The sequence below is a fragment of the Pseudoduganella sp. S-14 genome, assembly GCF_049913285.1.
In the GTDB taxonomy this organism is placed as follows: Bacteria; Pseudomonadota; Gammaproteobacteria; order Burkholderiales; family Burkholderiaceae_D; genus Rugamonas.
Genome location: NZ_CP183991.1, coordinates 2,471,864 through 2,486,518, shown reverse-complemented (window position 1 = coordinate 2,486,518; position 14,655 = coordinate 2,471,864). Strand labels below are relative to the sequence as shown.

Here is a 14,655-nt window from a genome sequence, read left to right as displayed (position 1 = left end):
TTGATTCACAGGTTAAGGCTTAGGGATGGCCTGCCCCGGGGGACGAGGCAGGCCGCGTTGCAACGGGCTTAGAAATCGATGCCCGCATTAACTCCGATGGTGCGCGGAGGCAGGTACTGCGCCACCCACACATTAGCGCCGTTCATGGCGCTGGTCTTGATGCGCTTGTCGCCTACATTGCGCACGAAGGCATCCACCCAGAACTGCTTCGGTCCCTGGTAACGCAGGCCGAGGTCGAACTTGGTGTAGGCAGCTTGCTGGTCTTCCGGGCCCAGGTTGAAGATCGACAGTTCGGACTTGGTTTCGTAGTGTGCCGAAACGCGTGGGATCAGGGTGTCGCCATTCGCCATGCGGAAAGTGTGCTGGTAGTTCAGGTGGGCCGAGAACTTAGGCGCGTGCGGCATGATGTTGCCGGTGACGTTCAGGCAGTTCGAGTTCAGGTCCGGGCAGAACGGCAGCGCGTAGTCGTTGGAGCCGGCGATCAGGAAGCCCAGCTTGGTGTGGGTATAAGCCAGGGCCAGCGCCAGCTTGTCGTCCGGCGACAGCTTGGCCTGGATTTCCGATTCGAAGCCCCACACTTTCGCGCCGTCCACATTGCTGGTGACGAAGGTGTGCGAACCGTCCGGATTGGTGACCGGGGAGCTGAACTGGAAGTCCTTGAAGTTTTCGTAGTACAGCGCGTTGTTGATGCGCAGTGCGCCGCCCAGGAAGGAGCTCTTGCTGCCGATCTCGTAGTTGGTCAGGGTCTCCGGGTCGTAAGTACGGCCGCCGTCCTGCAGGCCGCCCGCCTTGTAGCCGGTGGCGACGCTGGCGTACAGCATATGGTTCTTGTCGATGTCGTAGCTCAGGCGCGCCAGGCCGGTGGTCTTGCTGCCTTTGTAGCGGCCATCGTTAGACGGCACGCTCGGGTTGTAGCCCTGGCCCGGCCTGGTCGGGTCGATGCTTGGGCTCAGTGGAACCTGCGGCGCGTTCGGATCAGAATTCCAGGTATAGCCGTTGCCGCCTTCATTGGTGCGCTTGTCCGAGGTGTAACGCAGGCCGCCGGTCAGGTGCATGCTGCCGACGTTCCAGGTGGCCTGGCCGAAGACAGCGCGCGAATCCACGGTTTCCTTCGGCTGGATGAAGGAGCCTTGCCATGCCACGCTGCCCTGCTGGGTGCCGTGCATGATCGGGATGTCGAAGCGGATGCCGTTGTCTTCCGCCGCGTAGTACGCGCCCAGTTGCCAGTCGACTTCCTTCTGGCCGACCGACTGCAGTTGCAGCTCATGGCTATTGCTGCTGTATTTCGACCAGACCGTGTTATTGGCCTGGAAGTCGCCGCCGGTAGTGAAACTGGTTGGCAGTACGCGGCCGCCGTCCTGGTCGTAAGTCGACGAACCGGAGAACTTGGAATGGCCTGCGATATAGGTCAGCGACATATCCGGGCTCACGGCGTATTCGAGGCGGCTGCGGAAGGTGTTCACGTTACGGTGCAGGAACGGCGCGGTGTCGATCAGTGCCGACCACTCGTCCTGGCCGGCGCGCGGGGTCTGCATCAGGTTCATGTTCGGGGTACCACGGTCCTGGAAGCGCTCATAGGAGATATTCCACTTCAGGCGATCGGTCGGCTGGTACAGCCAGCTCACACGTACGCCGCTCTGGTTCTGAGCGTTGTAGCGCGGGCCGTTGACGACGTACTGGTTCGGGTTGATCGGCTGGAATTTGGCCGGGTCGCCGCCGCCAGCCAGGTAGGCCGCGCGCTGGTCGGCCAGCGAAATGTTCGGGAAGGTCTGGTACTTGACGTAGCCATCGTGCTGCTCGTGGATCACGGCCACGCGCAGGGCTGAGTTGTCGCCGGTCGGCACGTTCAACGCTGCACGGGCGCCGAGGCGGGCGTAATCGCCGATGCCGCCGGAAACGCTGCCCGAGAATTCTTTCAGCTTGGGCTTGACGGTCTGCATATTGACTGCGCCGACGGTGGAATTGCGGCCCCACAGCGTGCCTTGCGGGCCGCGCAGGACTTCAATCGCTTCCACGTCGAACAGCAGTGCGGTAGCCCCTTCCGGACGAGGCGAGTAGATGCCGTCCACGAAGAAGGCGACTTCCGGATCGGCGTATTCAGTCTTGGCGGAGTCGTTACCGATACCGCGCATGGTCATGGTGATGACGCCGTGGTCGCCCTGGCCGGTGGCCTGGAAGCTTGGCACCAGGTTGGTCACGTCCTGGATGGTTTGCACGTGTGCGTCTTCGAGTGCCGCTGCATCCAGGGCGGTAACAGCCACTGGGGTCTTTTGCAGGGAGGTAGTGCGCTTGGTCGCCGTGATCAGAACCTCTGGCACGACGGCGGATTCGGCGTTCGACGCAGGTGTGGCTTGCTGCGCCGTGGCGCTTACGGACGAGACCAGGGCCAGCACCCCGACCTGGATTGCAGAAAACTTCATGTTGTCTCCGGTAGTTGTTGTGAAAACGATTTCTTATTTCTTGAAAACGTTTTCATGGTACATTTTCAAAAAATAAAAAGTCAACAAAAATTTTTAAGGAGACGACAAAAATGGGAACGATCCCAACCACGCGGATACTGATCGTTGGCGGCGGCAGCGCGGGCTGGCTGTGCGCCGCTTACCTGGCCAAGATGTTCGGCGACAGCAAGGAAATCACGCTGGTGGAAGCGCCCGAAATCGGCGCCATCGGCGTGGGCGAAGGCAGCTTCCCCTCCCTGCGCGCCACGCTCGCGGCGATCGGCATTCCAGAGGCGGAATTCATTCGCGAATCGAGTGCCACCTTCAAGCAAGGCATCACCTTCCAGAACTGGCTGCACGGCGAAGACCACTACTTCCATCCCTTCTCCATGCCGAGCCAGCGGCCGGGCGCGCCGGAGCTCTTGCCTTACTGGCTGCAAGGCTTGGCCGGCAACACGCCGTTTGCCGAAGCAGTCACCATGCAAAAGCGCGTGGTAGATGCGCAACGCGCGCCGAAACGTCCCGGCGACAGCGACTACAACGGCCCGATGAACTACGCCTACCATTTCGACGCCGTACGCTTTGCCAGCCTGCTGGCAAAGCATGCGCGCAAACTCGGCGTGCGCCACGTGCAGGATCATGTCGAAGGCGTACAGCTCGACCTGGATGGCACCATCGCTAGTGTCGAAACCCGCGAACACGGCGCCCTCACGGCCGACCTGTACATCGACTGCTCGGGCTTCCGCGCCCTGTTGATCGGCGGTGCACTTGGCTCGCCGTTCCACAGCGTGAGCGACATCCTGTTGTGCGATACCGCGCTGGCCGTGCAAGTTCCGCACCCCGCGCCCGATACGCCGATCGCATCGGCCACCATCTCCACCGCGCACGAAGCGGGATGGACCTGGGACATAGGACTGCAGGAACGGCGCGGCATCGGCTACGTCTACTCCAGCCGCCACACCAGCGACGAGCGCGCCGAGCAAGTGCTGCGCGGCTACGCCGGCCCCGCCGCCGATGGCCTGAACGTGCGCAAGATCCCCATGCGCGTGGGCTACCGCGAGCAGCACTGGATCAAGAACTGCGTGGCGATCGGCCTGTCGGGCGGCTTCCTCGAACCGCTGGAGGCATCCGGCATTGGCCTGGTCGAAACCGCGGTGCACATGCTGGGCGCCCTGTTCCCGCACAACGGCGAGATGGCGCCGGTGGCGCACCACTTCAACCAGTTCATGGAGGAGCGCTATGCCCGCATCGTCGACTTCATCAAGCTGCACTATTGCCTGAGCAAACGCCGCGAACAATTCTGGATCGACAATTGCGACCCCGCCACCTGGTCCGACAGCCTGCGCGACAAGCTGGCGATGTGGCGCTGCCGGCCACCGCAACGCATGGATTTCCTGACCGATTTCGAGATGTACCCGCCCACCAGCTGGCAATACGTCTTGTATGGAATGGACTTCCCGAAAGCCATGCCTCCGCTGCCCGGCCTTGACCCCCTGGCAGAAGCCGCGCGCCGGGAATTCGCCAATATCGCCGCAGTTTCGGCGCGTGCAGTGGCAGACCTGCCCGACCATCGCGCCTTCGTAGACCTGCTATGTCGAGATGAAAACGCTTTCAGAAACGAGTTTCATGCTATTCGTGCAACAGTGATTCATTAAGTCCAAGTCGCAGCTGTGTTCTATGGTAATCTCCATTTGAAAAGCTTTTCAGAATGAGAAATCCTTTGAACGACCACTCCACTGCCCCATCGCCCGCCACACTGACCGACGTCGCCCGCAGAGCGGGCGTTTCCCCCAGCACCGTATCGCGTATTTTGAACGGCACTGCCAAGGTCGCCGACGATAAACGGCAAGCCGTGCTGGCCGCCATCAGCGAACTGAATTTCGCCCCCAACCAGATGGCGCAAAGCCTGAAGCACGGGCGCACGATGACGATCGGGATCGTGGTGCAGGATATCGCCTCCCCTTTCTTCGACGAAATCCTGCACGGCGTGGACGATGGGCTGAAAGGCACCGGCTACGCCTCGGTAATCGTCAGCGGCCACTGGAACGCCGACGAAGAAGCGGAGCGCATCCGCCTGCTGCTGGCGCGCAAAGTGGACGGGATCATCCTGCTGACCGGCCGCATGACCGACGCAGCCGTGCTGGGCTTCGCAGCCCAGCGCCCTATCGTCTCGCTGGGCCGCGTACTGCGCACCAACCGCGCCATCGGCTTCGCGCTCGATAATGAACACGGCGCCTGGCTGGCCGTACGCCACCTGATCGAAATGGGCCATCGCCGCATTGCCCACCTGGCCGGGCCGGGCGAGAACCGAGACTCGGTCGAGCGCCTGGCCGGCTATAAACGCGCGCTGAAAGAAGCCGACATCGATTTCGATCCGGCGCTGGTGGTGGAAGGCGACCTGCAGGAGGCCGGCGGCCTGTTGGCCATGAACCGACTGTTCGACGGCGGCCATCCCTTTACCGCCGTCTTCGCGGTGAATGACCAGACCGCCTATGGCGCGCGGCTTTTCCTGTATCGCAAAGGCATCCGCGTACCGGACGACATCTCGCTGGTCGGCTTCGACGATTTGCCCGGCTCCTCCTACACCACGCCGCCGCTGACCACCATCCGCCAGCCGCTGTATGTGATCGGCCAGACGGCCGTGCAATCCATGCTCGGCCTGATCAACGGTGAAGAAGTGGAAGGCACCATCCCACCAGTGGAGATGGTGGTGCGAGAAACCACCCGGCGCATCCGCTAAGGCTTACGGCAGGCGGCGCACCACATCGCCGCTATCGACCTGGCCTTGCTTGACCTTGAGCCAGTTCTTGCCTGTTAAGCGTTCGAAGTTATTGAACGGCGCTGGCAGCGCTTCGGCATCGAAGCCCGGCGCGTTTTTCAAGTCATAGTGCAGGTGCACCAGGAAGGCATCGCCGGAAAAGCCCATTTCGCCGACCTTCTGGCCAGCCTTCACGGTATCGCCGACCTTGACCGCCACACTGCCCTGCTTCATATGGGCCAGCAAGCTGATTTCGCCGTCGCCATGTTCGATCTCCACATGGTTGCCCCACATGATGCTCGGGTCAGCGATGAACTGCTCCTTGCCGAACAACGGCCCCTTGCCTTTGGCATTGTCCGGGATTGTGCCGACGGCGCGGATTACCTTCCCGCCAGCCGGTGCCAGGATCGGTTTGCCCCAGCCATACCAATCCTCATTGCGCGATCCATCGCCCTTGAACATGCGCCCCTGGTCATCGGTGGCCACGAAGTCATAGCTGTAACGCATGAAGTTGCGCTTCCATTTCAGCGCCTGCGCCATCGGGTCCAGCAACGGCAGGCGGCGATGGTGGCCGTAAAAATCGTGTCCGTCATGCACCAGGGCCGGCCCGGCAACTGGCAGTTGCAGCTGCGCTTTCGGCTTGTAGGGAGTTGGCGCTACCGGGATTTCGACGGTGTATTTGGTATCGTCGCCTACGTCGAACTTGAAGGTATAGCGCAGGCGCGACAAATCGAGCTCCCGAGGGAATGCATACAGGGGATTGAAGACCAGCTCCGACTTGCCCGGCTCAATAAAACGGTTCGGCACCACCAGCACGCTGCGGCCATTGGCGCCTACGCGATACTGCGCCACCAGCTTGCCGGCGTCGCCCAGCACGGATACTTCGACTTCGCTCAATTCGACCTTGTCCTGGCTGTCATTCTTGATCAGGAAGTCTATGTTCAGCAATTGCTGGCCTTTGCCCTGCTCAATCAGCGGCTTTGAAGGCGCCACGCTCACTTCGATCGGAGCGGCCATGGCAGCGCCCAAGGTCAAGGTCATTGCGGCAAAAGCGATGGGATTCAGTTTCATTCGGTCCCCCAGGGTTTTAATAGTGGGCCGACTATACCGGCGCAGGCATCCCGGCGCGGGAATTTGCGACGAACTGCACGATTCTTGGCGTGATCCGCTCCGGGAATGTATAATCCAGCCCTCCGGAAGCGTGGCCGAGTGGTTGAAGGCAGCAGTCTTGAAAACTGCCGACGGTTAATCCCGTTCGTGAGTTCGAATCTCACCGCTTCCGCCAAATATAGGCCCCACCATGACCGCATCCCGCCGCTACAACAAACGCCAACTCAAGAAAAAACACCTCGGTGAGTTCCAGGAACTTGGCTTCCTCGTGGAAGCACAGATTGTGGGCAAACTGACCTTGGCTGAACACAATGCGTTGATCCATCAATTCCTCGACGAAGCAATCGAGCCAAACGGCCTCGCCTTTGGCGGCGGCTACAACGATGATTTCGGCGGCATTGTCGTTTCGAACAAAGCCTACGGCAAGGTTGAAGAACACCATCGCACCCTGGTCCAGGAATGGCTCGCGAAACAGAGCACGCTGACCGATGTCAAAGTTGGCGAACTGCGCGACGCGTGGTACGGCTGGGGCTAAACGACAAGCTCCGCATCATTGAAAGGGCAGCCAGATCGGCTGCCCTTTTTATTTCGACCAGATCATCTTTGAATTGCCAAAAATGCTATGCTTGCCAGCTTTGCTGGATCATGATTCTTTGGAAAGGCTGCCATGCTTAGCTGCTTGAAGATTTCGACACTCTCCCTGCTCCTGATGCTGGCCGGCGCAGCAAATGTGCAGGCCGCGGCCACACCAGAGCGGCAATTCATCAAAATCCAACTGGACGCATCCGCCGGCCCTGCCGCCCAAGGCCGGCTGTTGGTGTTTGCGAAAGAGGCCACATCCGCTGAAGCGGACGCGCTGAAGAAATCCAAGCAAAAATCCAGTGTGGTGACGGTTGTGGATGCCGATCCCTTTGCGGCAACTGAAACTGCTGTCACGGCGCGGGAAGTCGGCCGCCTCCGGCCAGGAGAAAGCGTAGGCGTTGACGGCGACGATATCGCCTTCCCGCATCCGTACTCGCAATTGCCTCCCGGCGACTATTACGTTCAGGCGGTGCTGGACGTGGATCACAGCTACAACTACACAGGGCGTGGCGCGGGCGATCTGGTCAGCGATGTCGTCAAGCTGCACTTGCCCGCCAAGGAAGCGCCAACGATCCACTTGGCCCGCGCCCTGCCCGCAACCGACCCGTGGACGCGGGAATCCGCTTCCGCTGGGGAGCGGGCGGCGCTGGATGCAGCCCGTCCGCACGCCCAGCCTATCGCGTTCACCAGCCCTGCCCTGAGCGCTTTCTGGGGCCGCCCTGTCAAGATGGATGGTTGGGTCCTGACCCCGCCTGGCTATGACGCGAAAGCGAAGGAGACCTATCCTACGGTTTATTTCACCCACGGCTTTGGCGGGAATGCCGCCTACCTGGTGCCGATCATGGCGGACATTTTTAAAGGCATGGCAAGCGGGAAAACGCCGCCCATGATCTGGGTGCTGCTGGATGAATCGAGCCCCACCGGCACGCACGAATTCGCAGACTCCGTGAATAACGGCCCCTGGGGCTTGGCGCTGACGTCCGAGCTGATTCCGCAGCTTGAGTCAAACTACCGCATGGATGCCAACGCCAATGGGCGCCTCCTGAATGGCCACTCGTCTGGTGGCTGGGCGACGCTCTGGCTGCAGACGCGCTATCCCAAACTGTTCGGTGGGACCTGGTCCACGTCGCCAGACCCGTCGGACTTCCACGATTTCACCGGTGTAGACCTGTACGCGCCGCAGGCCAATGTGTTCCGCAAGGCTGACGGCAGCGCCTATCCGCTGGTGCGTGACCATGACAAGGTGCTGGGCACTTTCGAGCAGTTCGCCAAGCTGGAACGCGTGCTGGGCAGCTACGGCGGGCAGCTCGCTTCCATGGAATGGGTGTTCTCGCCGCGCGGCCATGCCGGAGCGCCGCAGCCCATGTTCGACCGCGACACGGGCAACGTCGATCCCACAGTGGTCGCTTATTGGCGAGAGAATTTCGACATTGCCCACCGCATGAAGCGCGATTGGCCTGCACTCAAGGCCGACCTCGACGGAAAGATTCACCTCATCGTGGGTACCGCCGACACTTTCTACCTGGATGGTTCGGCCCGTCGCCTGCAAGCGGTGTTGGAGGATCTGAACGCTAAATCGGATTTCCGCTTCATTCCTGGCAAAACGCATTTTGACCTCTATAAAGAGGGCGAAAACAAACTGGCCTTGCTGGAGAAGATCACTTGGGAGATGTATTCGGTAGCGCGGCCCAAATCCCCATTAAAGCCGGGAAACCCCTAAAGGAAGGGCCGCGCTCTCATCATGGCTTGATTGCGACTTCCTTTCCGTCGTAAGTGACCTCTTTGTCGGCAACATCAAGGCTACCGGAGGTCGAGGTGCCCGGCTTGATGAAGTGAACCTTGAACTTGCGCGCTGCCACCATTCCCGGATACTGCCCTTCCCGCTTACCGATCGTTACGACACCGGTCTTCGCGTCGTAACGTAGCGGGATGCGACTGTATTCGCCGCGCGTATAGCCGTTGCTGACGCCATCGTCTTCGTACAGCGAGAACTCCCCGTCCGCCCCCGTGTAGACCTTCAAGCTAACCGGCGCATCCGGTTGCTGGTCCACATACTGCTGCACCGGCACCGTAGGAATGATCGCGCCTGCCTTTACGAAGAGCGGGATGCGCGAGGCCGGCGCGGCAGCTGTGATGGTCGAGCCGCCTTGATGCACGGCGCCGGTGTCGAAGTCATACCACGACACCCCCTTGGGCAAGTAGACGCTGCGTTCACGGGCGCCGTAGCTGGTCACCGGGGCGACCAGGATGTCGTGGCCAAACAGGTATTGGTCCTTGATGTCTTTCACACGCTCGTCATGCGGAAAGTCCATCACCATGCCGCGCATGATGGTGCCGGACTTGTGATAGGTGTCCGACGCGGTCGCGTAGATATAGGGCATCAGGCGGTAGCGCAGTTTCAGGTACGACACCATCGAATCGCGCATCTCCGAACCTTCCGGCGCGATATTGTAGATCTCGCGCTTGACCACTTCGCCGTGCGAACGGAATAGCGGCGAGAAGGCGCCGAACTGGAACCAGCGCAGATTCAGCTCTTGCCATTCCTTCAGGTCGGCGGGATCGACCTTGCCGCCCCCGGTGCCGCGATTCTCCTGCGCCGAGCCCACATCCCCATATTGGTAGCGGTTTTCCTGGGCGTAGCCGCCGATGTCGTGCGTCCAGTTCGGGATACCGGACATCGACATGTTCACGCCCGAGGCAATCTGGTCGTACAGGTTATTCCAGCGGCTGGCCACGTCCCCGCTCCACACGGCGGTGGCGTTGCGCTGGATGCCGGCAAAGCCGGATCGCGACAGGATGAACTGGCGCTTGTCGGGCTGGTCGCGCTTCAGGCCTTCATACATGCCTTGGGTATGCACCAGGCTATACGGGTTGAAGGTAACCTCGCCAGGGCCGTAAATCGTCGGGCCGATCAGTTTCTTGAAATCTTCGGGGCGCGTGTTGGACAGCACGTCCGGCTCGGTGTTATCCATCCACCACGCGTCAAAGCCCAGGTCCACCAGCTTGTGCTTCATTTGGCGGTAGTAGATGTCGCGCGCCTCTTGTGCATAGGGACTGTAGTGACTGTTCTTGTAGCCAGGACCAACCCAGTCCAGCGCTCCGTCCTCCACGTTCTTCGTCCACATATGGCCTTTGGACGCGAACTCCTTGTAGTTGTCGGTCGTGTCGTAGTACTTGCCCCAGATGGAGATCATGATGCGAGCATGCTGGCGGTGCACTTCGTCCACCATGCCCTTCGGGTCCGGGAATCGGGTCTTGTCGAAGTCGTGCGAGCCCCAGGCGTTTTCCGGCCAGTAGAACCAGTCCTGCACGATATTGTCCAGCGGCCACTGGCGCCTGCGGTATTCGTGCAAGGTGTCGAGCAATTGCTGCTGCGTCTCATAGCGCTGGCGCGATTGCCAGAAGCCATAAGCCCATTTCGGCATCATCGGCGCCTGGCCGGTCAACTGGCGATATCCGCCGATCACGGAATCCATATTCGTGCCGCGGATCACGTAGTAGTCGATGCCCTGCGCGATTTCGGAAGACAAAGTCAACGAGTGGCGCTCACGATCCGGTAGCGGGTCGCTGTGCGTCATAGCCACCATGCCGCCGGATGGCTTCCATTCCAGCTTCAGGCTGACCGGCTTGTCTTTGGCGAATCTGAGTTCGAAGTTGTGGTACCACGGGTTCCAGCCCTGGCGCCACACATCCATCACCTGCTTGCCGTCGATGGTCAGCGTGGCATAGTCGGATGCGTACATCTGCATTTTGTGGACGCCCGGCTTGTCGCTGGACAGCGTGCCTTCCCATACCACCTTCACGTCCTTCAGGTTTTTCACTGGGCCCAATTCCTTCGGCCAGTTTTCCTCCACGTCCTTCAGGTACTGGTAGGCGATATCAGGTTCCTGGCGGGTCAGTGCCAGCTTGCCATCCACGTAGTAGCGCGCGGTCAGCCCGCCGGCCTTGCCTTCCGCATCAACCAGTTTCAGGTCGCGCTTTAGCGGGCCGTACGGACGCGGGTTGCCGAAGCGCGAGATGGCGTTGTTGTCCCACAGGACGCCGTAGTTCTTGTCCGAGACCACGAAGGGCACGGAGGCGATCATATTGTGCTGGGCCAGCAGCACGTCTTCACCGTTCAGGTTCATCTGGGCGTTCTGGTGCTGGCCCAGGCCGTAGAACGCGTCTTTCGTTCCGTAGTTGAACCCCTGCTTGATTGCTACGAAAGGCTTGCCGCCAACTTCAATTGCTTCGATCGATTCCGATGCCTGGCTCAGGAACGGCTTTCCGCCGGCGTCCGAGAATTGCAGGCTGCCGGTCGCCAGCGACACGGCAGCCGCAATCTTGTTGGCCTTGAGGGTAACCGTATCGCCTGTGCGCTGGACGGTGAACCTGCAGCTGCATGGCTTGGCAACCGTCATCAGCGATGGCGTCAGCGCCTTGCCGCCCTGGTCCAGTTTCAGCACATGGATGATGTTGTCGTCCATTAGCTCCAGGCGGATTTCCTTCGCGGCGCCGCGGTCCGGTTTGATCACCAGGCCGTGGGCCGTTTGTTCGAAAGTGCCGGCGCTTGCACTGCCGGCCGCCGCCAGGGCGCACAACAGCGCGGCCCGCATCGGTTTAAAACGCATTCTCTCTCCTGTGATTAGAACGAATAACGCAGCTTGACTGCGTAGCGCGGGCCTGAAACGAACCATGCACGGCCCATCATGCCGGTATGCTGCTGCATCAACTGGCGATATTTGGCGTCAGTCAGGTTGGTGCCTTCAATGCCAATGGTTGCCTTGTCGTTGATCTGGTAGAAGATCGAGGCATCCAACTGGCCGAAGGAATCAGCCCAAGTAGGAAGCGCCCAGTGCAGCACATGCTGGCCGAAAGTCGGGCTAGCCGGATTGGTGTCGGTGGCGTCGCCGCCGTTGGTGCCGTTCACGTCGATCGCCTGCAGGTTCTTGGAACGCCAGCTGTAGGCCATACGGGCCGACCATGGGCCTTTGTCGTACAGCAGTGCGATGTTGTAGGCGTTCTTCGACAGCAGTGGCAGCGGCAAGTCGTTGAAGGTCTGGCCGTTGGTGTCGCAACCGTTCATGCTGGTATTCAGGCCAGCGGCCTGGCTGCCGCCGCTGCAGTATGGCGAAAAGACCGGGGTGTACAGCTTCTGCTTGCTGTCCACGTAGGTGTAGTTGGCCTGCATGCCGATGCCGGACATCCAGCCTGGCAGTTTGTCGAAGTACTGCTGGTAGGCCAGCTCGATGCCGCGCGCGTGGCCCTTGGCGCCGTTCACCGGACCGGTCACGACAAAGTTCTGCATATTGCCGGACACGTCTGGGATCTGGTAGACCAGCGACTGCTTGAGGATCACGTCCTTGAGCTGCTTGTTGAACACGGCCACCGTGAACGAACCCACCGGCGAGAAGTACCATTCGGCCGTCAGGTCGGTCTGCCTGGAGGTGATCGGCCTCAGTTGCGGGTTGCCCTTGGCCTCGCCCGACTGGTTGACGCTGTTGATGGTGGTGACGCCGCCGTTGTTGGTAATGTCGAGCTTCTGCGACAGCGAAGTATAGGCCTGCAGCTGGTCGAAGTCCGGGCGCGACATCGCACCGGCAAAGCCAAAGCGGAATTGCAGCTTGTCGCTGGCCTTCATGCGCAGGTTCAGGCTTGGCAGCACGTTGTGGTAGCTGTTGTCGAAGTCCTGGGCCGACTGGTAGGCGGGGATCACGGCAAACGGCAGGCCTGTAACGACGTTCCCGGCCGGGATGGTGTAGTCAGGCTTGAAGGTGACGTAGCCCCGGGCGGTCATGTCGGTCTTCACATAGCGCACGCCAAGGTTGCCATCGATTGGGTACTTCAGCTCATCGAAGCCGAAACGCACCTGGGTATAGAAGGCCTTGGTCTTTTCCGACTGCTCGTTGGTGCCGGCCGGATCGGTGCCGAACGTAGCGGCCTTCCACGGGGTGCAGCTGGAAGAGTCGCCGTTATGCGCTTCGGTACACAGGATGTCGTGGTATTTGTGCAGGGCCGCGTAACTGTCCGGATAGCCGTTGGCGAGGGAAACCGCCGGGAATACCAGCGACGGTACCTGCATGTTCTTGTTGAAGAAGTTGTTGAAGTTATGCAGCTCGGTATTGCCGCTAAAGCGAGGGTCACCCAGCGATGCCAGCTTGTTGATGTCCCAGCCAAGCTGCCAGGTCTGCGAGATGGGCGACCAGTTGTAGCTTGGGTTGGAATTCATCGTCACCGAATCCTTGTTGGACAGGCGGACGCCGAAGCGGATGTCCTTCAGGAAGGGATGGTCTTCAAAGTCATAGATTGCGTCCCCTTTCCAGGATTTGCCGGTGGCCTTGGATCGGTCCATGTGCTCCATGGTGAAGGCCCAGTAGTAGTTCTTGGGGTCAGCCAGGTAAGCCAGGTCGGACTGGTCGAAGATCAGGCGCGGCACGTCGCCGCTCAGGTCGACCTGCTCCTTGGCCATCTGGATGCCGGTCGCCACGGTGGAGTCCAGGCTGCGGGTCTTGGCCTTGATGTACTGCAGGTCGGATTTCAGGGTCCAGCGGTTCGCCGGGCGCCAGGTAACGTTCCAGCCGATGTCCGTGGTGTCGGACTTGCGGTTGGCGGTGCGGGTGTCGCCGCCGAAGTTGATACCGCTATCAGCAGGATCAGTCAAAGTACCCGTCAGCAGGTTGCCGTTCGGGCCGTAAGTGGCATCGGGACTGACCCGGATATTGTAGGGGCTGGCCTGGGAGAAGATCGCGCGTTCATCCCACTGCATCTGGTACTTGGACTTGAAGTAAGTCAGGTGCGACTTCAGCGTGGAGTCCTTCTGCCATTGCAGGGCGCCGTAGTAGCCCTCGCGCTTGCGGTCGAACTCCAGGGTACGCCATTGCGCGCCCTTCGGCACCCAGACCGTTCTGCCATTTACAACGTCGGTACGCGGATAGTATGGCTCGACCTGGAAAGCATCGGTGCGGGTGGCGCTCTCCGAATATGCCAGGTCGACCAGCGCGCCGAACTCGCCGACCGGGGTTTTCCAGCGATCCGACGCCAGGATCGAGCCGCCCGGCTTTTTCTTGCCGCCCAGCTCATTGTAGGTATAGTCGGCGCTCAGGGAGACCTTGGAGCCCTTGTAGTCGAAGGGCAGCGCTGTGCGCAGGTTGACCAGGCCGCCGATCGAGCCCTCTATCTGCTCTGCCGAAGGGTTCTTGTATACGTCCACGCCCGCCATCAGTTCCGGCGGAACATCCTCAAAATTGAGCGAGCGGCCGCCGTTGGCAGAGAAGGAGTCGCGGCCATTCAGTTCGGAGCGCACATATGTCAAGCCGCGCACCGTCACGCCGGAGCCCTCGACCGAGTAGTGTTCCGGGTCCCCTTTGGCCATGGTGCGGTCGATCGCCACGCCGACCACGCGTTGCAGCACTTCAGTGATGGAGCGGTCCGGCAGCTTGCCGATGTCTTCGGCAACGATGGAGTCGACGATTTCGTCTGAGTTGCGTTTGATGTTCTGTGCCGACTGCAGTGCAGCACGTTGGCCGGTCACGACCACGACGGACGCGGGGGCAGTTGCATCTCCGGTTGTTTGGGCCATGGCACTGCTGGCAGTGAGCAGTGCAAACTGTGCCGCGGCAACGGCAATAGCGGTTTTCCTGAGGTGAGTCTGATTCACGCTGCTGTCTCCTTTATTTTGGATCTCGTGATATTTCACTGAGTGATTTGAGTTTGCTTTACGTTTTTTTCGCGCGCAATTATGAAAATCACCAAAGCTGAAAACGTTTTCAAACAACCACCCGTGCTCTC

Annotated in this window: 8 protein-coding genes and 1 tRNA gene; 5 read left to right on the top strand and 4 right to left on the bottom strand. The window is 60.5% G+C overall.

What is annotated here, in order from left to right:
• Positions 1 to 68 precede the first annotated feature (68 nt).
• Entirely contained in the window at positions 69 to 2,420 is a 2,352-nt protein-coding gene (locus ACN9MZ_RS11395) for a TonB-dependent receptor (RefSeq protein ID WP_426342241.1), read from the bottom strand.
• Positions 2,421 to 2,530: 110 nt separating this feature from the next.
• Between ACN9MZ_RS11395 and ACN9MZ_RS11390 the strand changes: the two genes are divergently transcribed.
• On the top strand, positions 2,531 to 4,093 hold the full coding sequence (locus tag ACN9MZ_RS11390) for a tryptophan halogenase family protein (protein ID WP_426342240.1): 1,563 nt from the start codon (positions 2,531 to 2,533) through the stop codon (positions 4,091 to 4,093).
• Positions 4,094 to 4,158: 65 nt separating this feature from the next.
• Positions 4,159 to 5,178: a LacI family DNA-binding transcriptional regulator gene (locus tag ACN9MZ_RS11385; protein WP_426342239.1), complete on the top strand. Its 1,020-nt coding sequence runs from the start codon at positions 4,159 to 4,161 to the stop codon at positions 5,176 to 5,178.
• Between the two features lie 3 nt (positions 5,179 to 5,181).
• Here ACN9MZ_RS11385 and ACN9MZ_RS11380 read toward each other — a convergent pair whose 3' ends face one another.
• Positions 5,182 to 6,267, bottom strand: a complete 1,086-nt coding sequence (locus tag ACN9MZ_RS11380; protein WP_426342238.1) for a M23 family metallopeptidase — start codon at positions 6,265 to 6,267, stop codon at positions 5,182 to 5,184.
• Between the two features lie 124 nt (positions 6,268 to 6,391).
• Between ACN9MZ_RS11380 and ACN9MZ_RS11375 the strand changes: the two genes are divergently transcribed.
• From ACN9MZ_RS11375 to ACN9MZ_RS11365, 3 genes are all read left to right on the top strand, one after another.
• Positions 6,392 to 6,481, top strand: a tRNA-Ser gene (locus ACN9MZ_RS11375).
• 15 nt (positions 6,482 to 6,496) lie between these two features.
• A complete protein-coding gene (locus ACN9MZ_RS11370; protein WP_426342237.1) occupies positions 6,497 to 6,841 on the top strand; it encodes a YggL family protein in 345 nt (114 codons plus the stop codon).
• Positions 6,842 to 6,985: 144 nt separating this feature from the next.
• Positions 6,986 to 8,608 (top strand): alpha/beta hydrolase, encoded by a 1,623-nt coding sequence (locus ACN9MZ_RS11365; protein ID WP_426342236.1) that lies wholly within the window; start codon positions 6,986 to 6,988, stop codon positions 8,606 to 8,608.
• A 19-nt stretch (positions 8,609 to 8,627) separates the two neighbouring features.
• On the opposite strand, the gene ACN9MZ_RS11360 is transcribed toward ACN9MZ_RS11365, so the two are convergent.
• A complete protein-coding gene (locus ACN9MZ_RS11360) occupies positions 8,628 to 11,498 on the bottom strand; it encodes a TIM-barrel domain-containing protein (RefSeq protein WP_426342235.1) in 2,871 nt (956 codons plus the stop codon).
• A 14-nt stretch (positions 11,499 to 11,512) separates the two neighbouring features.
• Complete coding sequence (locus ACN9MZ_RS11355) at positions 11,513 to 14,446, bottom strand: TonB-dependent receptor (RefSeq protein WP_426342234.1); 2,934 nt, start codon at positions 14,444 to 14,446, stop codon at positions 11,513 to 11,515.
• Between the last annotated feature and the right edge of the window lie 209 nt (positions 14,447 to 14,655).